The following is a 23,864-nucleotide window of genomic DNA, read 5'->3' as shown; positions in this document are numbered from 1 at the left end:
ATTTTTCTATTATTTAAAGTCCCAGTGACTTTCTGCACTCTCTTCTTTTTCCGTTTTATTTTCTTTTATGATCAATTCAAAAACATTTTCTTGATTGATGCGGAAGGCGGCGACTCCTAAGGGCTTTACTAGTACCTCTTTTTTGCTGAGGATCACTTTTCATGGTAGATGAGGGTTTCGTGAAACGTAACGTAATACATGGTAGTTTCTTATTGCGCAAAATGGACCTTGGAATCACTCCAAGGTCCACTTTTCTATTCTTCAATTAATACGGCACGGACGGGGCTTCCATCCGCCCCTTCTATTTTCAAAGGAAGAGCAATTAATTTATACGTTCCGTCCTTTACTTCGTCTAGCATGAGTCCTTCTAAAATATAGCGTCCGGCAGATCCTAATGCATGATGCATGGGTAAATGTTTACTAGTAATCGAGTCAACCGATGGCAAGTCCACTCCCAGTAATAGAATTCCGTTTTCTACCATCCACTCCACTATATCAACATCAAAGGTTGGAATTTCTTTAGGGAACACATCTCTGTTCGTCCAGAAACTTGTTCGGAAAAGTACTGCTTTAGCTGTCCCTGTTGTGACTTTTTGTAATAACTCACGAGAAATCACCTGTTTTTCACTCATATCGATAACAATAGCTTCTACAATATAGTTTTCTAGAGGTAGCTCATGAACTTTCTCACCTTCTTCATCAAAATGAAAAGGTGCATCAATATGTGTGCCTATATGTGTGCTGGAGGTGATTTGTCCAATATTCACCGAACCACTTTGCTGTTTCGTCAAAGAAACTTGAAATTGAAACGGCGTATCACCTGGCCATTCCGCAACATCTTGATTTAACATCATCGAAATATCATGGATTTTCACTTATGCCACCACATTTCGTTCATTGGAAAAATTTTTATATGTTTCTTCTACCATAATTTTTTTTAGTCTTTGAACCATTTCCCAGACATCTTCAAAACTTGAATAAAAACTAACTGGAGCCAATCGAATAATATCAGGTGAGCGGAAATCTGGCACGACATTTGCTTGTTTCAATGCTTTACAAATACGAGCAGCTTCGGGATGAGCTAGAGCAATATGTCCGCCTCTCTCTTCATCAATTAAAGGCGTTACATCAACAAAACCGTAGGAATCTATTTCTGATTGAATCAAGTCTCTTAAATACTTTGTCAATGCTAGAGACTTCAATCGTACATCTTTCATCCCAGCCTCTTCAAACATCTCAATGCTACCGCTTAACGGTGCTGTGCTAAACAAATTTGGTGTCCCAATTTGGTAAGCACCTGCTCCACTTGCTTTTGTAAAATCATGCGTCATGTCAAATTGCTTTGTTTTATCTGATCCGAACCAACCAGCGAGACCTGGTAATTCATGATGGTGTCGTTCGTGTATAAATAACCCGCCTGAGCCACCTGGTCCACTGTTCATATATTTATAATGACACCAAATGGCAAAATCTACTTTTTGGTTATGTAGTTCGTGAGGTACTGCTCCAATTGAATGGGCTAAATCAAATCCGACTAAAATCCCTTTTGAATGCGCCATTTCGGTTATGCGTTCTATATTTAATAATTGCCCACTTCGATACAACACAGATGGCAACATTAAAATGGCTACGTCCTCAGTCAGCATTTCTTCAATCGCTGCAAGCGTCAATGTATAGCCATCATCACTTTTCACTTTACGCATCGCCATATCCGGGTCTAATCCGCGTAACCTCAAGTGGCTTTCAACGGCATAAATATCAGATGGGAAATTCAATTCATCAACGACGATCACATTCTTTTCTGCCGTTGGATGAAATAACGTAGCGAGCATTTGATGGATGTTCGTAGTAATTGAACCTGTCACCATTACTTCATGTCCTTTTGCACCCACCATTGGAGCAATACGTTGACTTAATTGTTCAGAATAGGTAAACCAAGGTTCGTCGCCTTCTGTCCACCCATCAATCCCTTTACTTTTCCAACTATCCATTAACTTGTTTAAAGTGTCTTCTGATCTTTTAGACATCAATCCAAGTGAATTTCCATCCATATATAATTGATTTCCCGGAAAATAAAACTCTTGTTTAAATCGACTAAGTTCATCCTTTTTATCAAGTTGTTGCGCGTGTTCCAGTGTTATATTCATCTTTAAAACTCCTTTCAGCCAAAGAGAGCAAAACTAAGTGCACCCATTAAGGCTGTGATTATGACGACAATCCAAGGTGGTAATTTGTAGAATACTAATAGAGTAAACGAAATTAAAACAATAACAAAGTCAATCGGATCATGCACAGCACTAGTAAATACAGGATCATATAAAGCGGCCAATAAAATCCCTACCACTGCAGCATTCACACCTTTTAAAGCAGCTTGAATTCTAGGTTTTGTTCGAATTACTGCCCAAAATGGCAAGGTCCCTATAACCAATAAAAATGAAGGTAAAAACATGGCAACAACTGCTATTGCGGCTCCTGAAAAGCTCCCCATTATTTGACCCAAGTAGCCGGATAATGTAAATAACGGACCAGGAACTGCCTGTGCAGCTCCATAACCTGCAATGAACGCTTCAGAAGACATCCATCCAGTCGGCACAACTTCTCGTTCTAACATTGGGAGTACAACATGACCTCCTCCAAATACGATGGAACCAACACGATAAAAGATATCGAAAATAGAGTACCAGGTTGCTTGAACGAATGGTCTGAAAACTGGTAACAAAATAAGTAACGCAAAAAATAGTATCCATGCGATAACTCCAGTTTTCTTTCCAAATGATAATGGCATGTCCACTGCATCTGGTACTTTTTCATTTTTGTAAAACATGACTCCAAAAACTCCTGCAAGGACAATAATAAGAATTTGCGCCCATGCGGTTGGGATTAATAAAGTTGTGGCAGCGGCAATAATGGCTACCGTGATCCTCGTTCGATCAGGGGTTAACGATTTACTCATCCCCATTAAAGCTTGTGCCACAACTGCAACGGCAACAATTTTCAATCCTTGAATCCAACCACTTTCAAAAGACCCCGTTTGCATAATAATCCATGCAAATGCCATTAACAACAGGACAGATGGCAGGGTAAAACCAATCCATGACAAAACCCCACCCAGTAGTCCACCTCGTAACATCCCAATAGAAATTCCTACTTGTGAACTCGCTGGTCCGGGTAAGAATTGGCAAAGAGCTACTAAGTCCGCATATAATTTATCATCAAGCCATTTTCTTTTCTTTACGTATTCATCTCGAAAATAACCGATATGTGCTACTGGGCCTCCAAAAGAGGTTAACCCTAATTTTGTTGAAGCTGCTAGAATTTCAAGATAGGTACCTCTTTTAGTAGATGACATGTTATTTTCACTTCCTCATATATTAGTTTACTCCTATATATTACAAAAGGGTGTTGTTCTTGAAAAGACTTATATGCTTTAAGAAAGTAATATTTGTTTTTTATAGGTAAGTATTTTATTATTATAGGTATTAACTATTTTTTTCAGAAAACAGGAGGTGTACACTTTGTTCTCCCCCTCATTCGGGTCTAGAACAAAGGAATTATTTGGACATAGCCATACGATTGACAGCATTTGCTGTCTTAATCGCCCTTACAGCTTTTTTCGTAGCAAGTGAGTTTGCTATTGTAAAAGTGAGAACTTCACGTATTGATCAACTAATTGGTGAAGGAAATAGACGTGCGATACCAGCAAAACGAGTTGTTTCAAATTTAGATGAATACTTATCGGCTTGTCAACTAGGTATTACGATTACAGCTTTAGGTTTGGGTTGGTTAGGAGAACCTACAGTAGGAATCATACTCCATCCATTGGTTGAAAACTTTAATATAAGTGATAGTGTTGCATCTATCGTTTCAATTGCTGTGGCTTTCTCATTCGTTACATTCTTGCACGTAGTTGTCGGTGAATTGGCGCCGAAAACTTTAGCTATACAAAAAGCGGAACAAGTTGCGTTATATACAGCAACACCATTAATCTGGTTTCATCGCCTAATGTATCCTTTTATAAAATTCTTAAATGCTTCTGCTCGACTGCTTACAGGTTTATTTGGATTAAAACAAGTGTCCGAATCTGAAATTGCCCATACTGAAGAAGAGCTTCGTATGATTTTGTCAGACAGCTTGAAGAACGGTGAGATTAACCAATCTGAATATAAATTTGTAAATAAAATTTTTGAATTTGATGATCGTATTGCTAAAGAAATCATGGCACCTCGTACCGAGATGAGTACCATTGATAAAGATACACTACTTCGCGATGTATTTAATCAAGTAAATGTGGAACAATATACACGCTATCCAATAACTGATGGCGATAAAGACCACGTAATTGGTCTTGTGAATATGAAGAACTTATTAACTGCGTATATTAAAGATACTTCTAATATTAATCGACCTGTTATCGATTATATGCAACCAATTATACGAGTTATTGAAACAATTCCAATTGGCGAATTATTATTGAAGATTCAACGTGAACGAATCCATATGGCAGTTTTAATGGATGAGTACGGTGGAACTTCTGGCCTTGTAACAATTGAAGACATCCTGGAGGAAATTGTCGGTGATATTCGGGACGAATTTGATAATGACGAATTGCCTGACGTTCAAAAACTAGGAGATCATCATTATATATTGGATGCAAAAGTCTTACTAGAAAATGTCAATGATATTTTAGGCATTGATATTGATGAAGAGGATATAGATACTATTGGTGGCTGGCTGATGACGAAACATTTTGAAGCCATTCAAGGTGAAAAAATAATTGAACAAGGTTATGAATTCACGATTAAACATATGGAAGGTCATCACATACTGTATCTTGAAGTCATTAAATTAAATGAACAAGAATCCGCTGAGTCAATAGAAAACCATGCAATGGATTGATTTAGCCAAACGACTCTCACCTAGAGGGTCGTTTTCTAATTGCAGATAGTTTTTTAGGGAGGTAACAAATTGGAACTTTATTCAGATTTACGTGAAGGGGAAAGAGGTGCCTGGCTTAGCATTGGGACATATATAATCCTGAGCGGATTAAAGCTGATTGTTGGGTATATAGGAACATCGGAAGCTTTAAAAGCGGACGGTTTGAATAACCTTACTGATATCATTGCATCTATTGCGGTACTTATTGGTCTTCGTATCTCCCAAAAACCCCCTGATCATAATCATCATTATGGACACCTCCGTGCTGAAACAGTAGCGTCTCTGGTTGCATCATTTATTATGGCCGCTGTTGGATTACAAGTAATAATAAATGTCGGTAGAAATTTTTTTGATCCAGTTCATGAAACTCCATCGGTTATAACCGCTATCGTTGCTGGCAGTAGTGCTTTGGTAATGTTTGTAGTTTATCGTTACAATTTGAAATTGGCAAATCGTATAAACAGTTCTGCCGTACGGGCCGTTGCTTATGATAATCGTTCAGACGCCCTCGTAAGTATTGGTGCGGGTATAGGAATCTTAGGTGCAATATTTGGACTTCCTATTATTGACTCCATCACTGCATTATTAGTGGGTTTTTTAATAATAAAGACTGCTTATATTATTTTTAAAGAAGCAGTTTACACATTAACCGACGGATTTAATGAAGAAGAAGTTGAAACACTTTCGATGCTAGTCCGAAAAGTTCCAGGTGTCATTTATTTAGAGGATTTTAAAGGAAGAATGCACGGAAATATAATGTTTGTAGATTTAACTGTCTTAGTAGAGCCTTCATTAAATGTAGTAGAAAGTCATCTTATTACAGAGCAAATCGAGAAAAAAATTCATATTGCCAAACCAAATTGTCTAGTTTTAGTTCACATCGAACCTTATGTAGACAGCACGCAATAGAAAATTACATTTACTCGAAATTTTAACTCCACAGAATAAAAATGAAAATTATGTAAGATTAATGGTTGACTAAAAGAGGTTATTCTTGGTAAGGTTGTATTATCAATAGAAAGCAGGTGAGGTATTATGACAATTTTAACTGGCTATGTAAACAAGCGAATTGGCATGTTCCAGGTATCTCATCACATGTGTGCTTTCTAAAAAGTAGACTTTTTTCTTGTGTGTTGTGTATTTAACCGTGACTGCCTTTTCGCAGACACGGTTTTTTATATACACAAAAACAGGAGGAATTATATTGAAAATAATTGAAAATTACGGATGGAACAAATCTTGGGAAACAAAATGGATGATCCAATCCCTAAATGAAAAACTGCAAGAAAGCGTCGCAGGACGTGTTTTGCTTGAGCATAAACATATGTACCGAGTTGTAACAAATGATGGAGAATGGTTAAGTTCTCTTTCGGGAAGTTTTAAACATCAAGCACAAGATCGTAGGGATTTCCCTGCGGTCGGTGACTGGGTTGCCGTAGAAAAAATGCCTGGTGAGGAAAAAGGAATTATTCATAGTGTCTTGCCAAGGACTTCTCTCTTTTCTCGAAAAGTTGCGGGAGGCGCTACAACTGAACAAATCATTGCAGTAAACGTTGATATCGTCTTCCTTATCATGTCTCTAAACCAAGACTTTAACGTTCGCCGTCTTGAACGTTATATAATTGCTGCTTGGGATTCAGGAGCAAATCCTGTTATTGTATTAACAAAAAAAGATGTTTGCAATGACTTACAAACATACGTAGAACAAGCAGAGAGCGTTGCATTTGGTGTCCCCATTCATGTTGTCAGTAGTGTGACCTGTGAAGGAATCTCTAAACTTCAGGAATTACTAAAAGAAGGTAAAACTGCGGCTCTTCTCGGCTCCTCTGGTGTTGGTAAATCTTCTTTAGTAAACGTATTATGTGGAGAAGAAGTAATGGCCGTTCAAAACGTAAGAGAAAATGATGACAAAGGTCGTCATACTACAACTCATCGCGAATTATCCCGTTTACCAGGTGGTGGCTTATTAATTGACACTCCTGGAATGCGAGAGTTCCAAATGTGGGATAATAGCGAAAGCCTAGATACTGGTTTTCAAGATGTGGAACTCTTGGCTGAATCGTGTCGCTTTAATGACTGTCAACATGATGGGCAACCAGGATGTGCCGTCAAAGAAGCGCTAGAAAATGACTCTCTACCTAGCGAACGTTATGCAAGCTATGTAAAGTTAAAACGCGAACTCGCTTTTATAGAACGAAAAGCAGATGCTGCTGCTCAAAAAGCAGAGCGTGGAAAATGGAAACAAATTACGAAAGATATGCGTAAGCGCCCGTTGAAAAAAAGATAATAGTTTAGCCAAAGGCGACATTTCGTTCGATTTTGAACGAAATGTCGCCTTTTTGTTTCGTATTTTCAGGGTGTTTTCCATCACTATTATCACCTGTCCCATAACCATATCTTAAATCGACATTAACGGGCTTAGGTTTAAAGGTTCTTGATTATATATCATTGGGACACCCACCTGTTATTAATATTAGTACACTTATTATACAAACAAAAACTAGCGATTCTTTCCTCAATAATTCGAGGAAAAGATCACTTTTTTTTTGTGTAGACTGTACTGCATTAGATGTCTTCCTTAGACCTAGGCAGAACTAGTGTAAGTACTTTTAAAGTGGTAGCTGGAGCGAGTCATTTTCTTCCTAGATTCTGGGGTGGCAACCACAAAGCACTGAATCGTGTATTATAGGGAACACTTAATCTTGTCTATGATGGTGGACTTTTTTCAGTTGCCTCATCATCGTAGTGAAACAGACAGACTTGTGTATATAAGTTTAAGTTGATGTTTATGCTAATAGTACTAGAATCTTAAGATTGTGTTATATAGGTTGCAATTAATGTTCGAGTCAAATTGGAGGTATTCTCAAGTGGGTAAAGAATCTATACAAATGGGTAATCTTAATTGTCGTAATGAATTTGGTATTCTTAAAAAACTGATTATTTGTCCACCTAAATATTTGAAAATAAACCAAACAAATAAACGTTATAGATCCGAGACTATTAATGTAAACATCGCAATGGAACAATACCAAGATTTTGTAAGAGTATTGATAAGCCATGGTGTTGAAGTATTTGAGCTCTTTGCTGAGGAAAAGCTTAATGATCAAGTATTTACACGAGATATTGGGTTTTGTGTTGGCGAACAATTATTTGTATCTGCCATGGGAAGTGAAAAAAGGAAAGGTGAAGTAGGAGCCTTAATGGGAAAGCTAAAGCAAGAAAATATCCCATTTAAGAAATTAGTTCAATCCCCAATTGAGGGTGGGGATATTATGATTGATAATAACAAGGTTTGGGTTGGTCTTAGCGATCGGACGTCACTTAGCGCAACACAAGCACTTCAAGCTTTAATTCCTTCCTATACTATTATTCCATTGCCGATTGAGAAAAGAATATTACATTTGGACTGCGCATTCAATATTATTGATGAGAAATTGGCACTTGTCTACCCAGCAGCTTTTTCCACTACAGATTTAAACTTAATAAAAGAACACTTTGACATAATTGAGGTTACTGATGATGAGCAGCTCACTTCTGGAACAAATGTCCTTTCTATTGGGAATAAAAAGATAATTAGTATGCCTCAAAATGAACGTGTAAATTTAGAAATGTCTAACAGAGGATATGAAATTATTGAAGTTAAATATTCCGAGATCATAAAATCAAACGGCTCTTTTCGATGTTCTTCATTACCTTTGCTAAGGATTTGAATCTCTACTATTGATCCAGAGTTAAACGCTTCACATCAAAGCGGTACCGCTGATTTAAATGCTTGACGACTCCAATCAAATAGAGCCCTTTAGAATGGATTTCTTGAAGTGAAGGGGCTAGTTTGTAACCAGCTGTCCTTCAGAACGTAATCAGCTACATTCCCTTTACTCAACGCATGATCCAGTAAATGAGAGACACATTCGGTTTTGATTCCATGGCTTCTTTCCCGCGTTTATATCTGACTTGTTCGCTTATCAACAGATGTCTCGATCGCTTAAAAACGATTTTTTTCTTTTAAAGAACTTATTAAACGAGAGTCAACAGAAAGGAACGTGGCTTTTCTTAATGGAGGCCAATATGTAAATCTATAAAGGACAGTTTTAATTCATTTAATAATTGTGCAAAATGCTCTTTTACGTTTATCGTATGAGTGACACCTTTCTTTTTGGTTTTGGTTTTATCACCATTATTTTATCAAAAAGAGGTGTCTTTTTATATATCTTTAAAAATCAAGTGCTATATGAAGCCTATCGAGAATAGTCATACCAAGGGAGTACTGACCTTTTGCAACTGCGAAAGTTGGGTAATTTAATATGAATAAATATGAATAGTATAATATTTTTTAGGGTTTAACTGATGAGTTATATTAGAGAAGTCTAGACAAGTATTTAACTTATAAAAAAAGGTTATACAGTTTTACTCATGATTACATAAGTTAACCAACTGGTTCAACAAGAATTAATTCTGCAAATACCGCTACTTGAGGGAATAATCTTGGATGGCTTTTTGATTGGAATTATAGTTGCAGTAATTGCTACTTTCAGTATGTTCTTAAAAAGAAACACCAAAAATGGTTTAAGAACAAATAATAGCTGCGATTATTGGATTTATTGGTTAAACATTTTTAGGTTGGAATTTTCAGAAGTACCTGTTACTAGATTAACCTATTGATTTTTTATTTCTATTTATTCAATAGACAGGTATCTTACTATTGGAAGGTAATTTTATTAATGTATTATAGTATCCTATGGTTAGCAAAGGGTACTTCCTGTAGGTATTACTGATAATTAACAAAAGGATTAATAGTTTGAGTGTCAGCTGAAAAAGGATTTTTAGACTTATGACTTGGGTTTTCGGATAGCTTTGAATCGCAAACCTACTGTACCAAGATTTCAACGTTCTTTGGTTAATTTGCTTTCGTTGCTCGCCTTCAACCCTTAAGCACATAGTCTTTTGAGTTTATTTTACTATTAAAGCCAAACCAAAAAAAGCAAGACAAATGGTCCTTTTACCCACTTTTCTTGCCTTTACCTTATTCAGATGACCTTATCTGTATTATATATCTACCGCCATTTTATCCTTCTTATGTTACTGTTTGTTTTTGTTTTTCTTCTTTTTTTATACTTGGTGATGGTGTTTTATGTTCAAGTAAATCGGCTCTTTTACGATTGGTTGCGATAATGTAAACTGCAGCTAATGCAATAAGTACTGCAATAAATGAACCAAGATTGAAGAGACCTTTTTCTGAATACCAGACGATTGAGTATCCCAAAGATCCAGTCAACAAAGCATAGTACACAAATGGGAATAATGTTTTGCGAATTATCGTGCCTTCTTTCCCGACCATGCCTACTACAGCAGAAGCCGCTACTACGTTATGCACACAAATCATGTTTCCAGCGGCTCCTCCAACTGCCTGAAGAGCTACAATCCATGTAGCGTCAACACCCATTTGCGTCCCGACATCATACTGGAACAAGGAGAACATCATATTACTTACTGTATTACTACCTGCGATAAATGCCCCTATCCCACCAATAAATGTCGCAAAGAACGGCCAAAAGTCTCCCGCTAAGGCTGCGGCACCATTTGCGAGTTCAATTGGCATCTGCTCATACCCTGCTGCTCCACCACCTGTATTCAAGAACACTTGAACCATTGGAATAGTAAAAATAAGTGCGGTCGATGCAGCGAACATCGTCTTAGCTGATTGACTCCAGGCACGTTTGTATGATTTTGCATTCATACCGTGTAGAAAGTATGTGATTATGGAGACAACAATAAAGATTGTACCAGGCAAGTATAAGGGCTGAAAGCTTGCCGTAATGCCTGAATCAAAAATATTCTGAAAACTTACCGTCCATGCTTTTAACCACCCTGAAAATGGTAGCGCTTGCATTCTTGATAAAACTAAGAATAATCCAATTAAAATATAAGGTGCCCACGCACGAACCATACTCATATTACCACTCTTATGAGTAATGTCTTTAATTTCCATCGTGCCTGACCATTCGGGATCCCACTTTGATTTTTCGTCAAAATCCCATATATCGTCTTTAGGAGGCATTAGAAAACCTTTTTTCGCTGCAAAAACAACGACAGCTAAGCCAACCAATCCACCGATCAATGATGGAAACTCAGGACCAAGAAGATTCGCTACAATTACATATGGAATCGTCATTGCAAAAGCTGCGAACAAAGCAAACTTCCAAATCTTAATTCCTTCAGTAAAAGATTTATTTTTCCCGAAAAATCTTGTCATTAAGGCAACAACGAAAAGCGGGATAAGTGTTCCCGCAACCAAATGAAGAATTGCCACTTGACCCCCAATCATGGTGACCAATGAAAGAAAGTTAGTTGTGATACTAGCATCAGCGGATAACCCGGTTTGGATCCCAACGAGTATTGGCGTTCCAACGGCGCCGAAAGAAACCGGTGTGCTTTGAATAATCATACCAGCAACAACGGCTGCCATTGCTGGAAAGCCAAGTCCTACTAGTAACGGTACTGCAACAGCAGCAGGAGTACCAAAACCTGCTGACCCTTCAATAAACGATCCGAATAACCAGGCAATAATGATAACCTGCACGCGGCGATCCTCAGATATATCAGTGAATCCCTGTCGAATCGTTTTAATCCCACCACTTTCTTGTAGTGTGTTCAATAGCAAAATTGCACCAAAAATAATAAACAATAAAGTCCCCGCTACTACTAATCCATTAATGGATGCTGCTGCAACTTTTGCCCCTGGCACCTGCCACACAAATAGGGCAAGTATGATTGCAACCAAATAAGAAATCGGCATGGCTTTACTTGCGGGCCACTTCATACCAACTAAAAAGATTGCGACTACTAATATAGGTAAAAGCGATAATAAAGATAACATTCCAGTATTCAATTATTTTCCCCCTTTCTACTAGTGGAAATCATTTGAAAATTACTCAAACTTAAACGTACTGTTAATCGATAGGTTTTGGGTTAACCTAGAGGACTAAGCACCCTATGAAATGCTTTGTAACAATTTATTTCACTTCACCCATTACCACCCCCTTAATGGTTTCATATACCCTTCTTCCTAAATACAAAAATATGGTTAGTAAATTTCAATATTTAAACAGCATATTCAGTAATAAGTTCTCACTCTTCTATCAGTTTTTAGTTCTTGGAGTCTTTATTTAAGATACCGATGCTACTAATGTTATCTTTTACATTTAGAGATAATAGCTGTTTTACACAATAGGTTTTACTTCTATCATTCTCTTAACTAACTTGATAACCTTTTACTTACACAGTTAATATTTTAAATAATCAGAATACTATGGACATAGAAACATATTAATCCATTAATTCAACTGGATTTTTGTCCAATTGAATTAAGATGTCTATTTACTTTTTAGGTAGCAATTGAAAAATTTTTATAGAGGATTTATATCTGTGGATACGGACCAGGCGTACTTCGACACCGATTCCGTAGCCACGGATAACCGACACACAAGATTCTGTATTAATGAAAACTCAAATTTTGCAAACCAAGTTAGGCAGCAGGTAAGCCATCAGTTCTGCAATCCAATATGAGAGTTGATTTTTAAGAGCTTCTGTATGTGCCTGTTCATCTTCTTTAAGGCATTTTCAAGAAACTCAATTAACTTTAGAAACGCAACACCTTTTCTATGTGGTAGTGGTTTTCAACAATTCATTACAACTAAAAATGAGGTATTTTTTTACATCTTAAACGTGTTCTCAAGCAATGCAGTTAAGACGTTCAATGGCGAAAGTTGATACTTAACTACTACTTAACATTAACTAGATTTCGCTCCAACTTTTTCTGTCACAAACGTATTGCGTAGTATTCCAATCCCCTTGATTTCACACTCAATAACAGCACCAGCATCTACAAGCTCTGCACCAATAGGACTTCCTGTTAAAATGACATCACCGGGCTTGAGTGTCATGACTGTTGTAAGATAAGAAATCATTTTACGAATTGGAATAATCATTAGTTCCGTTTCACTGTTTTGTTTTTCTATTCCATTTAATTTTGCTTCTACTTTGACTTGAAAAGGATCAAGCTCTGTTTCAATTACAGGACCTAAAGGGGTAAATGTGTCAAATGATTTACCAATTGTCCAGTGCCCATCTTTATGGAAAAACTGTGGTGCTGTAACGTCGTTTCCAACGGTATAACCAAAAACATAATCCAAAACTCTTGATTCAGGTACATTTTTCGCTTCTTTTCCAATAATAATTGCTAATTCTGATTCGAATTTCACTTGTTCGATTCCCTTTGGAATGACAATTTGTTCTTCGGGTCCAATAACAGATGAAGTAGGCTTATAGAAAAATACTGGAATTTCCGGTAGTTCACTAGGAAGATCTTCTTTTTTTGTTACATAGTTTGCCCCGATTCCAATGATTTGGTTTGGTTGTAATGGGGCCAATAGCTTCACATCACATATGTTAAATGTCTCCCCCGTATACCTCCATTCACTAAATAGATCACCCGTGATTTGTTTTACACTATCCTTTGTTAGTTCGCCCTGATAAACTTTAGAACCCTCTACTTCAAATCGTATAAATTTCATGATCGTGCTCCTTTTTAAATTGTCTAATTGCTAAAGTGGTAATCTCATTTCGATATCCACTAATTTGGATATCGGAAAATAGTAACAAGGTATTCCTGTGTTTTAAGAATACCGAGTTTTCTACTCCATTTCCTGGGTTGTGATGATCTACCCTAAGAAAGCTATTGCTTTACTGCAAATTTCACTTTTGCTTCTAACCGTCGTCGATGGAGAATTGGCTCCGTGTATCCGCTTGGCTGCTCGTAGCCTTGGAATACAAGTTCGTAAGCTGCCTGGAATGCTACTGAATTTTCATAGTCTCTAGCCATTGGAAGGTACCCTGCATCTCCTGCATTTTGCTCATCTACAACTTTTGCCAAACGCTGCAGTGTTTCTACTACTTGTTCTTCTGTACAAATTCCGTGATGCAACCAGTTGGCCATATGCTGGCTAGAAATCCGAAGTGTAGCACGGTCTTCCATTAAAGCTACATTGTTAATATCCGGAACTTTTGAACAACCAATTCCATGCTCCACCCAACGAACAACATAGCCAAGGATTCCCTGAGCATTATTATCCAACTCATGCTGAATTTCTTCAGCACTCCACTTTGGATTTTGTTCGATTGGAATTGTTAAAATATCATCTCGTAAATCCTTTATCTCTTTTTGAAGCTCCATTTGTCTATTTGTAACATCCACTTGATGGTAATGCAGTGCATGTAATATTGCAGCAGTTGGTGAAGGAACCCATGCAGTGTTCGCTCCTGCTTGTAAGTGACCAACTTTTTGCTCTAGCATATCTGCCATCAAATCTGGCATTGCCCACATTCCTTTACCAATTTGAGCATGACCTTGGAAACCGGTAGCGAGACCGGTATACACATTCGATTTTTCATAGCCTTGTAGCCATTTTGAAGACTTCATTTCATTTTTTCGAATCATTGGTCCTGCTTCCATTGACGTGTGCATTTCATCTCCCGTTCGATCTAAGAACCCCGTATTAATAAATACAACGCGGTCTTTCACTTCACGAATACAGTTTTTCAAGTTTAATGAAGTTCGTCTTTCTTCATCCATTACACCAATTTTAAGTGTATTGCGGTCCAATTGGAGTAAATCTTCAACCCGGTCAAACAACTGATTGGCGAAAGACACCTCTGCTGAACCATGCATTTTCGGTTTGACGATATACACGGAGCCCTTAGAAGAATTTTGAAAAGGTCCATTTGCTAGCAAAGAATGTTTTGCTAACAAACTGGTCATCACACTATCTAAAATACCTTCTTGTATTTCGTCGCCATTTTGATCTAAAATTGAATTATTAGACATTAAATGTCCGACATTTCGGACAAACATTAGCGATCGTCCTGGTAGCGTTACCTCTTCACCGTTTGGAGTAGAATAACTGCGATCCGGATTAAGAGTACGTTTTAATTTCTTATTATTTTTTATGAATTCAATCGACAAATCACCTTTCATTAAACCAAGCCAGTTCCGATAGACGAGGACTTTATCTTCAGCGTCAACCGCTGTTACAGAGTCTTCGCAATCCATGATGGTAGTCAAAGCTGCCTCTATCAAAATGTCTTTAACTCCTGCATCGTCTGTTTTACCGATTGGATGACTTCGATCTACTTGGATTTCAAAATGCAATTTATTGTTTTTTAATAAAACAGCTGATGGATTTTCAAGTTGTCCTTTATAACCAACAAGTTTCTCTTCATCTTTTAAACTAGCTTTTTCTCCATTATTAAGTGTTACGGAAAGCTTTCCTTCTTCGATACTATAGTTCACAGCATCCTTATGAGTGGCATCTACGAGTGGTATGGTTTGATCTAGAAATCCTCTTGCAAACTCTATAACCTTTTCTCCACGAAGCGGATTGTAGCCCTCACTTACGATAGCACCACCTTCTTCACTAATAGCATCCGTTCCGTATAATGCATCGTAAAGACTTCCCCAACGAGCATTTGCAGCATTAATAGCGTAACGACCATTATTTACTGGAACGACTAACTGTGGCCCGGCTTGGAAAGCAACTTCTTCATCAACCGCTTGGGATGTAATGTAAAAATCATCCACTTCAGGTTCCAAATAACCTATATCCTCTAAAAATGCTTTATACTTGATGGCATCAAAATTCTTGTTTGAAAGATGCCATTCATTTATTTTATTTTGAATTTCCTCTCGTTTAGCTAATAGCTCCTTGTTCTTTGGCGTTAAATCATGGACAAGATTTGAAAATCCTGACCAAAAACTTTCTTGATCTAGTCCACTTTTCGGAAGTGCTTCCTCGTTAATAAAGTCATAGAGAATCGGTGCAACTTGGAGATTAGCTTTTTTTACATAGTTTATCATCGTACAATTCCTCCTTAAGATACTCGTTTTTATTTTTCCAGATCCTGTTAAGGTTCTCACTAAAAGTTTTAAGAAACAGTTGTTGCTTCTTTCATTACTTGTTTAATTTCTCCACAGCGCCCAGGCGTTGGGAACAATTTCCCCGCATTCAATAAGTTTTTAGGATTGAATACTTCTCGGATATTCGTCTGGGCGATAATTTCTTCATCATTGAACACAAAACGCATTTCTTCTCTTTTTTCAATGCCAACTCCGTGCTCTCCGGTTATTGTTCCACCAACATCAGCACATGCTTGCAAACAAGCACTGCCCGCCAAGATTGCCTTGTCGGTTTCACCTGGTATCCTTGCATCAAATAAAACAAGTGGGTGTAGATTGCCGTCCCCAGCGTGAAAAATATTGGCAATACGTAGACCTGATTCTTGACTGATTTGTTCAATCCTTTTTAACACCTCAGGCAATTTACTTCTCGGAATAACACCATCTTGCACTAAATAATCTGGAGATATTGCTCCCATTGCTCCAAATCCAGTTTTTCGATTTGCCCACCAGCTTGCTCTTTCCTGCTCGTCCTTGGCTTCTCTTACTTCACGCACATTTCTTTTTTTGCAAACCTCGAGAATTTGATTTATTTGTTCATCTATACCTGCTGCAATCCCATCCACTTCGATTAACAAAACAGCAGCGATATCCCTTGGATGCCCTACTGGAAAGGCCGCGCTTTCCACTGCCTCAATCGCTGTTTTATCCATCATTTCAAGGGCTGCTGGAACAATACCTGCTGAGATAATATCAGATACTGCCTGACTTCCATCGTCAACACGATCAAAATAAGCTAAGACCGTTTGCTTGCTTTCAGGGCTTTTTAATATACGCACAGTTATTTTTGTAACGATCCCCAAAGTTCCTTCTGAACCCGTTAACAAACCTAGCAAGTCGTAACCAGGCACATCGAGAATCCCATTTTCACTTAGCTCAATAATATCTCCATTTGGCAATACGACCTCAAGACCAAGAATATGGTTTGTCGTAACACCATATTTGAGACAATGCGCACCTCCTGCATTTTCGGCCACGTTCCCACCGATTGTGCAGCAAGATTGGCTAGAAGGATCTGGTGCATAATAATATCCTTTGTCAGAGATCGAATTTGTCAGCTTCAGATTGACATAACCAGGCTGTACGACTGCAAGTCTGTTCTCAAGATCTACATTTAACAGCTTTTTCATTTTCACTAAACTAATAATAACTTCATTATTTAATGGAATGGCTCCTCCACTCAAACCAGTACCAGCACCACGGGCTAGAAAAGGCAATTGATTGTCCGAACAGTATTTAACAAGCGCGGACACTTCATTTGTATTTTTCGGAAAAACAACAGCTTTCGGTGAATGCTTATAAACCGTAAATCCATCACATTCATATGCTAGTAAATCTACTTTTTGGTATAGAATGGAACTTGCGTCTCCGACAATGGTAGCAAGGTTTTTTATATGTTTATCTTTTGTTTTAATTTTTTTTACTGCCATATATCTTTCCCCTCTATGCCATCCTCTTTCTGATAGGCCCAATCTAGTAATTGAATAGTATGAACAACCTTTTGATTTCTTCCATATTTCTTTACTCCAATGGCCATTTGTAACATGCATCCAGGATTACCCATTGAAATCATTTCTACATCTTCAGGAACATTTTCCATCTTACTTTCAAGGACGGCTCCTGCCATTTCCGGATTAGTAATATTGTAAATACCAGCACTTCCACAGCAGCGGTCCGAGTTCTGCATATGGACCATTTCGACACCCGGAATCGCAAGAAGAATATCACGTGGTTCGTTTCGTACACCCTGTCCATGCGCTAAATGACACGCATCATGATAGGTAACGCGTTTGTTGATTGTTGCTTTTGGTTTTTCAAAGCCTGTGTCATGAAGATATTTCGAAATGTCTTCTACTTTCGTGGAAAACAATAAAGCTTTTTCGTGCCATTCGGGTTCTTCTTCCCGGAATAATTCTGCATATTCTTTTAGCATACAGCCGCATCCAGCCGCATTAACAATCACTTTTTCAGCTCCACTGAACGCTTCTATATTCTGCTTTGCAAGCTTTCTACCAGTATCACGATCTCCAGCATGGACGTGTAAAGCGCCACAGCATGTTTGATTTTGCGGGATACTCACATCATTACCGTTTCGTGTTAAAACATTAATTGTGGAGTCGTTAATGTCACTAAACATCACATCCATTACACAACCCGTTAAAAATGCCACTTCGTTCTTTGTCTTACCCTTTGCTTTGATAACGTTTTCATTTTTATATTTTTGACGGACGGAGGGTTGTATTTCTGGCATAATGGCTTCCATTTCAACTAAATGCTGAGGCATGATGTTGATTAGCTTTGATTTTCGGATTACTTTTTGCATTCCGCTTTTTTGGTAAAAACGTAGAAAGCTGCCGAGTGAATTTAATCGATTTTGATGAGGAAATAATCCTTGTAGAAAAACTTTGCTTACGGCACCTTTCCATCCTTTTAAAGGCATCGCTTGGCGAATTTGTCCACGAGCTTCTTCAATCAATCCACCCACATCAACATTTGCAGGACAAGCTGTTGTACAAGCGCGACAGTCCAAGCAAGCGAAAACAGGCTCCATAAAATGCGAGTTTACTTCTAGCTTGCCTTCTGCTACTGATTTAATAAGATGAACACGTCCTCTGGGTGAATGCTGCTCTTGACCGGTTAGTTCATAGGTCGGGCAAGATTCCAAACACATCCCACAATGGGTGCAGTCTGCCCATTTTTTTTCATCTGGATGATCGCTCCAAAGATAATTGCTAAGGCTTTTCATCGTCGTGCATGCTGGACCTTTTCCCAAATCCTTTTCTCTTAAACTCATGTTTAAATCCCTCCAATGAATCGTTTAGGGTTTAGAATTTTTTGGGGGTCAATTTTTGACTTAATTCCTTCTAGTAGGAAGAAATGCGATGGTTTCCCCCCCCAAACATCGACTTTTTGACGCAGTTCAAAAGGTAAATGCTTTACAACCAAGTAACCGTCTAGCTTTAATACCGTTTCACGCATTTGACGAATTGCTAACACCACTTTTTGGCTTGAACCCTTTAAAATCACTTGGCACAAGCCATGTCCAAGCCCACCATGTGACTCAACTACTAGATTATAAGAGTCCTGTAAAAGCTGACTTTCTTTAATTATGGAAAGAACATTAAGATTAACTACCCCAATTTTTAAAGCTGCCTCTGTTTCCTCCCCAGCACTCTCCTTGGCCCCGTTTGGACAAATTGTATAAAACAGATGCCAAAAGTACTGGGCTTCACTTTCAGAAAGAATGTCCATTTCTGTGCCAGAAGGCTGAATACCTTTAACAAATTTTTCTTGATAATGAACTGAGCTTTCTACATCCTCAAAAGAGATCGCTACTGTAAACGTACATTGACCGGTTAACTTTTCAGATAATGTAGGACTTAATAATTCAAGAGCCACAGGTTCCATTACAGAATCTAGTAATGCCTTTGAAAACATTAAGATCTCATCAATGCTTCCTTCTTTGAAAGATATTAGGATAAGACTTTCATATTTAGCGACCGGACGAAGCTTTACTGTCACCTCCGATACAACGCCAAGCGTTCCCATCGAGCCGATAAATATCTTATTCATATCATACCCAGCAACATTTTTCACAACTTTCCCACCTGACCGAATAATACTCCCATCAGGATAAATATTTCGAAGTCCAATTACCACATCTCGTGAAGAACCGTAACCAAGACGTTTGGGACCGTTTTCATTTGCGACAACGATTCCTCCAATCGTGGAATATTCCGGCCAAGTGGGATCTAGAGAAACTTTTTGTTTGTGCTTGGCCAAGTATTCTTGCAGTTCATAAAAGGTTGTACCCGCTTTTACAGTAAGTGTCATATCACCCACTGTATGTTCGACAATTCCTTTATACAACGACAGTGAGAGAAGGATATCTACAGATTCAGTTAATCCGCCGAATCCTCTTTTTGTTCCTCCGCCCATCACCGATATTTTTTTCCCATGATTGTTAGCGTATTTTAAGATTAAGGAGATTTCCTCTTCCGTAGTAGGAAAAACACTTACTTGGGCATTGTTCCCAAGGTGATGGTGCTGATTTTGTCCACTTTTAATTCTTTCCCTAGGGATAATTGATTCTAAGTTTATTAAAAGCTCAGTAGCGATCAAATACAAACACCTCCATTTAATTTTTAAAATGATTCAATACATACAATACTACTTACTTTTCATCTGAAATCTTTAGTAAAACATGACTTTTCATAAGCTCTACCTCGACAAAATCCAAATGATTACTCATCATTCTATGTGCTTCATCTGGGTCTCCTTTTTTAATTGCTTCATATATTTGGTAGTGCTGACTTTCAATCTTTTTAACCTTATCGGGGTTTTTCTGTATGTAATGATGAAAATCATTTATTGCTTTTTTCATTGTTGCTGAAATAAATTGCATGAACTGAATTAAAATTTCATTATGTGTTGATTTTGCAATTGCCAGATGAAAATGATAGTCAGATTCCCATTTAATTTCTGTTGAATTGAAAATATATCTTTCCATTACGAACAAGTCTTGATCCGACCGATTTTGAGCAGCTTTTTCAGCTATTCCAGTTTCTAATATTTTTCTGACCTGGAAAAGCTCTTTTATATCATCTGCGCTAGGAAGTAAAAGTTGGTTGTTAAATAAATTCGAAACATCAAACTCACGAATATACGTCCCTTCCCCTCGTTTCACATATACAATTCCTTTTCCACCCAGTGTTGTAATTGCATCTCTGACCGCAGACCGTCCAACACCAAACAATTCACATAGCTCACGAACAGAAGGAAGCTTCTCCCCCTCCTGAAACATCCCTTTTTTGATTAATCTTTCAATTTCTTCTGCCACAGATTCCGACACTTTCTTGGTTGAAATCTTTTCTACATTCATGATCCCGTCTCCTTTGTCTTTCAGACATCACATATCAGACAAGTTTGTGGTTTTGTTTAATTAAATCATTAAATGGAAGAACTTACAATAAGTATTTTGACTTACGTGAATATTCAGTGTAATATTGGTCTGTAAAGTTCTTACAAAAACTTATATTAGAATTCCTGAAAAAAATGATATTTAAGGCAGATTAACTGTTATCTTCCAACCGAACAAGTTCAATTTATTTTGTGAAGGTACGAGGCATCTTTGGGTGCTAACACAAGGCACCAAAGGGATTTCTAAAAGTATCTGACTCAACCGAAATTAGGTTTCCTACATCATGAAGATTCACACCAATTCAAAATGAGAATTCTTACGAAAAGAACTTTTTTAGTTTTACCCGAAATTGAATTTATCTCATTTATTTAATACTTATTGATAGAATGTTGGTTTGAGGCTTTGCTAAAACAAGCATACAAAATCACATGAATATTAAAATGTAAAACCATATTATAATAAAAACAGCGAGCCTTTTCTCAATTAAAATCGAGTAAAGGTTCGCTGTTTTTGTCTTAAGATCCTTTTTCAGTGGCATCATTGTACTTGGAACATTTGCTATTTTACGGTAAGTGCCAACTCTTTCATTAATCCAAATTAAAACACATTTTTTCAAGGTTGTAGGTGAGCCAAGGACGCAAATCTTCTGATGATTTCCTTAAGTATATAAAAAACACATCCACTATAGTAAGATTTATTTAGTCTGTCTACTCTACAAGGGACACTTTAACCGTCTTTGTGAGCCCCAATGACGACTTAGATTTTCATTTTATAAATCTCCTTATGATTCGCTTGGTTCTGTTAGTCCATGCTTCACTGCATATAGTGCCGCCTGAGTACGGTCTTGTACATGTAATTTTGAAAAAATATTTGATATATGCGTTTTCACAGTTTTTTCCGAAACAAATAGACATGATGCGATTTCACGATTGCTTTTTCCTTTAGTGAGTTCTGATAAAACATCTTGCTCTCTCGGTGTTAATGGATATAACAAATGGATTGGATCCACACGTGGTTCTCGTCCTTTCATCAATTGTGATGTAGCCTGAGGATGTAATGTGTTTTCTCCACGCATCAATTTACGGATGGATTCTGCTAGGTCATCCGGTTCTATGTCTTTCAATTGATAGCCTGCTGCTCCTGCTTCTATGGCCGGAATGACGTGATCACGGTCTGAAAAACTCGTAAGTATTAAAACTTGTATTTGTGGAAATTGCTCTTTAATTCGTTTGGTGGCCTGGATTCCATCCATTACCGGCATGATCAAATCCATTAAAACTACATCTGGCTTAAGGGTTGCTGTCAACTCAACGGCTTCTCGACCATTAGTAGCTTCCCCAATAACATTAATGTCCTTTTGAGTCTTAAGAAAAAACATTAAACCTCGTCTTACCACATGATGATCATCCGCAATTAGTACCTTAATCATGCAGGTTCCTCCTTAATAAGGTAACCGAATTAAAATTTCAGTTCCTTTATCCATATCACTTGACCAATCGACTGATCCACCAACTGCTCGTGCTCGATCTCGCATACTCTGCATACCAATAGAAGGTAATCTGACATTGGATTCCAATTGAAATCCACAACCATCATCTTTAAGCACTACAAGTACATCAGTTGGTCTAACAGTAACAAATAATTCTGCTTCTTGAACCCCCGAATGCTTCCTGACATTGTTTAGACCTTCTTGAACGATTCTAAACAAGGTCTCTTCCAATCTTAAAGGAAGGCTAATGACACCCGAAACGTTTGTCAGAAGGATTAGTCCTAGCATCTCTGCATAACCTTTTATCCCTTCCACCAATCCGCGTTCTAAGCCTTTAGGACGAAGTTGCCAGATAAGTGCTCGCATCTCAGTTAATGCTTCTTGGGTTAAATGCTGAATTTCACGAAACGTTTCTTTCACATCTGGTTGCTCTGTCATTTCACTGCCGCCACGAGCGGTTAATGTGACTGAAAATAGTAGTTGGTTCACTGAATCGTGTAAATCACGTGCTAGTCGGTTACGTTCTTGTACAAGTGCCATTTCCTGTTCTTGTTTTGTTAACAAGATGCGTTTTATAGCTGAACCCATTTGAAATGCAACAGACTCAAGTAATGCTAGTTCATTTTCTTGAAACCCGACAGTATTTGGCGATGCTACATTTAATAGACCAAATCTTTCATCACCTGACTGAAGTGGCACGGTTGCATGGTGTGTAATACCCCCGTAATCTCCTAACTTTTCAGCAATAGCATTTTCAATTCTTTGACATTCTATCATATTTGTTGCTCTATCAAGTTCTCCATTACGATATTTGGATACACACCAGCAACCACTCTTTTTAAGGAGACTACAGTCACTTTGTTCAAGAGCAGTAGGGAGATTTTCATGGGCAAGTAATTGATGCTTTCCTTTTGTATCTATAAAGAATATCCAGCCACTCTCAAACTGAGTTCCTGCTAAAAATTTATGAAGCGCACCCTGTAGCATCGGTATCATTTCAGTTTCTTCATTCAATAGTTCGGCAATTTCTTTGAGTAGTCCGATATTTGAATGTTCATTTGATTGCATACAGCTGCCTCCGTCTCATCTATTAATATACTTTCTACCATAACATACGTTTTCATGCATTTGGATGATTAATGATTCATACTTTTGACTGAAATTCTCAATTTGAAAGGATTTTCCATAAGTAAATGTCGAGTAAGTACGTCATTCTTCGAATTCATCTAGTTCTGATTTTTTGGAACCAGTTGAGCACTTCTTTCAGCGGGCTATGTAAACCTATATCCTCTTATGAGGTATTGGCTAGCTGAAAGAGTTATTATTACTATCTACTACTTATCTTGTAAGAAAAACCGGGCAAAGTGCGCCCGGTCCTTTAAGAGAGCAAATAATTTAAGTATCAGTTTAGAAGGATATTCCATATAGTATCGACTTTGGTTTCCGGTGTGATTTCCGTTACAGGCGGACGCTTTCCGCGGGCGGTCTGTGAGCCTCCTCGTCGCAAG

Annotated in this window: 16 protein-coding genes; 4 read left to right on the top strand and 12 right to left on the bottom strand. The window is 37.8% G+C overall.

Features of this window, described 5'->3' with window-relative positions; all coding sequences use genetic code 11:
* Positions 1-254: 254 nt before the first annotated feature.
* From kynB to chrA, 3 genes are read right to left on the bottom strand one after another with little or no spacing between them, the layout of a single operon-like run.
* Positions 255-875, bottom strand: coding sequence for an arylformamidase (gene kynB / locus B371_RS0113030; RefSeq protein ID WP_019414765.1), 621 nt, complete (start codon positions 873-875; stop codon positions 255-257).
* The gene (kynU, locus tag B371_RS0113025) at positions 876-2,147 is read right to left on the bottom strand and encodes a kynureninase (RefSeq protein WP_019414764.1); all 1,272 of its coding nucleotides are present in this window, start codon (positions 2,145-2,147) and stop codon (positions 876-878) included.
* A gap of 14 nt (positions 2,148-2,161) precedes the next feature.
* Positions 2,162-3,349 (bottom strand): chromate efflux transporter, encoded by a 1,188-nt coding sequence (chrA, locus tag B371_RS0113020; RefSeq protein WP_019414763.1) that lies wholly within the window; start codon positions 3,347-3,349, stop codon positions 2,162-2,164.
* Positions 3,350-3,555: 206 nt separating this feature from the next.
* On the opposite strand from chrA, the gene B371_RS0113015 reads away from it, so the two are divergent.
* From B371_RS0113015 to B371_RS0113000, 4 genes are all read left to right on the top strand, one after another.
* Entirely contained in the window at positions 3,556-4,896 is a 1,341-nt protein-coding gene (locus B371_RS0113015) for a hemolysin family protein (RefSeq protein WP_026023057.1), read from the top strand.
* 69 nt (positions 4,897-4,965) lie between these two features.
* Complete coding sequence (locus B371_RS0113010; protein WP_019414761.1) at positions 4,966-5,844, top strand: cation diffusion facilitator family transporter; 879 nt, start codon at positions 4,966-4,968, stop codon at positions 5,842-5,844.
* Between the two features lie 295 nt (positions 5,845-6,139).
* A complete protein-coding gene (gene rsgA / locus B371_RS0113005) occupies positions 6,140-7,222 on the top strand; it encodes a ribosome small subunit-dependent GTPase A (RefSeq protein WP_019414760.1) in 1,083 nt (360 codons plus the stop codon).
* A 580-nt stretch (positions 7,223-7,802) separates the two neighbouring features.
* Complete coding sequence (locus tag B371_RS0113000) at positions 7,803-8,645, top strand: dimethylarginine dimethylaminohydrolase family protein (RefSeq protein ID WP_019414759.1); 843 nt, start codon at positions 7,803-7,805, stop codon at positions 8,643-8,645.
* 1,364 nt (positions 8,646-10,009) lie between these two features.
* Here B371_RS0113000 and B371_RS0112995 read toward each other — a convergent pair.
* The 9 genes from B371_RS0112995 to B371_RS0112955 form a co-directional block, all read right to left on the bottom strand.
* Positions 10,010-11,824, bottom strand: coding sequence for an L-lactate permease (locus B371_RS0112995; protein ID WP_019414758.1), 1,815 nt, complete (start codon positions 11,822-11,824; stop codon positions 10,010-10,012).
* A gap of 901 nt (positions 11,825-12,725) precedes the next feature.
* Positions 12,726-13,508 (bottom strand): fumarylacetoacetate hydrolase family protein, encoded by a 783-nt coding sequence (locus tag B371_RS0112990; RefSeq protein WP_019414757.1) that lies wholly within the window; start codon positions 13,506-13,508, stop codon positions 12,726-12,728.
* A 161-nt stretch (positions 13,509-13,669) separates the two neighbouring features.
* Complete coding sequence (locus B371_RS0112985; RefSeq protein ID WP_019414756.1) at positions 13,670-15,847, bottom strand: malate synthase G; 2,178 nt, start codon at positions 15,845-15,847, stop codon at positions 13,670-13,672.
* Between the two features lie 68 nt (positions 15,848-15,915).
* Complete coding sequence (locus B371_RS0112980) at positions 15,916-17,376, bottom strand: FAD-linked oxidase C-terminal domain-containing protein (protein WP_019414755.1); 1,461 nt, start codon at positions 17,374-17,376, stop codon at positions 15,916-15,918.
* The gene (locus tag B371_RS0112975) at positions 17,367-18,740 is read right to left on the bottom strand and encodes a (Fe-S)-binding protein (RefSeq protein ID WP_019414754.1); all 1,374 of its coding nucleotides are present in this window, start codon (positions 18,738-18,740) and stop codon (positions 17,367-17,369) included. The genes B371_RS0112980 and B371_RS0112975 overlap by 10 nt, the downstream gene beginning before the upstream one ends.
* A 2-nt stretch (positions 18,741-18,742) precedes the next feature.
* A complete protein-coding gene (locus tag B371_RS0112970) occupies positions 18,743-20,068 on the bottom strand; it encodes an FAD-binding oxidoreductase (RefSeq protein ID WP_019414753.1) in 1,326 nt (441 codons plus the stop codon).
* 52 nt (positions 20,069-20,120) lie between these two features.
* A complete protein-coding gene (locus tag B371_RS0112965) occupies positions 20,121-20,828 on the bottom strand; it encodes a FadR/GntR family transcriptional regulator (protein WP_019414752.1) in 708 nt (235 codons plus the stop codon).
* 820 nt (positions 20,829-21,648) lie between these two features.
* Positions 21,649-22,296 carry a response regulator transcription factor gene (locus B371_RS0112960; RefSeq protein WP_019414751.1) on the bottom strand — a complete coding sequence of 216 codons (648 nt, stop codon included), beginning with the start codon at positions 22,294-22,296 and terminating at the stop codon, positions 21,649-21,651.
* A 12-nt stretch (positions 22,297-22,308) separates the two neighbouring features.
* Positions 22,309-23,424 (bottom strand): GAF domain-containing sensor histidine kinase, encoded by a 1,116-nt coding sequence (locus B371_RS0112955; protein ID WP_019414750.1) that lies wholly within the window; start codon positions 23,422-23,424, stop codon positions 22,309-22,311.
* Positions 23,425-23,864 lie beyond the last annotated feature (440 nt).

Source organism: Paenisporosarcina sp. TG20, from assembly GCF_000286315.1.
Lineage (GTDB): Bacteria > Bacillota > Bacilli > Bacillales_A > Planococcaceae > Paenisporosarcina.
Note: the sequence above shows the minus strand (reverse complement) of the source record. Positions and strands in the feature narration are given on the sequence as shown.

What these genes read in the sequence shown, in the direction of transcription:
- kynU (WP_019414764.1), bottom strand. Translation starts at nt 2,147, where the DNA reads ATGAATATAACACTGGAACACGCGCAACAACTTGATAAAAAGGATGAA.
- chrA (WP_019414763.1), bottom strand. Translation starts at nt 3,349, where the DNA reads ATGTCATCTACTAAAAGAGGTACCTATCTTGAAATTCTAGCAGCTTCA.
- B371_RS0112990 (WP_019414757.1), bottom strand. Translation starts at nt 13,508, where the DNA reads ATGAAATTTATACGATTTGAAGTAGAGGGTTCTAAAGTTTATCAGGGC.
- B371_RS0112985 (WP_019414756.1), bottom strand. Translation starts at nt 15,847, where the DNA reads ATGATAAACTATGTAAAAAAAGCTAATCTCCAAGTTGCACCGATTCTC.
- B371_RS0112980 (WP_019414755.1), bottom strand. Translation starts at nt 17,376, where the DNA reads ATGGCAGTAAAAAAAATTAAAACAAAAGATAAACATATAAAAAACCTT.
- B371_RS0112975 (WP_019414754.1), bottom strand. Translation starts at nt 18,740, where the DNA reads ATGAGTTTAAGAGAAAAGGATTTGGGAAAAGGTCCAGCATGCACGACG.
- B371_RS0112965 (WP_019414752.1), bottom strand. Translation starts at nt 20,828, where the DNA reads ATGAATGTAGAAAAGATTTCAACCAAGAAAGTGTCGGAATCTGTGGCA.
- B371_RS0112960 (WP_019414751.1), bottom strand. Translation starts at nt 22,296, where the DNA reads ATGATTAAGGTACTAATTGCGGATGATCATCATGTGGTAAGACGAGGT.
- B371_RS0112955 (WP_019414750.1), bottom strand. Translation starts at nt 23,424, where the DNA reads ATGCAATCAAATGAACATTCAAATATCGGACTACTCAAAGAAATTGCC.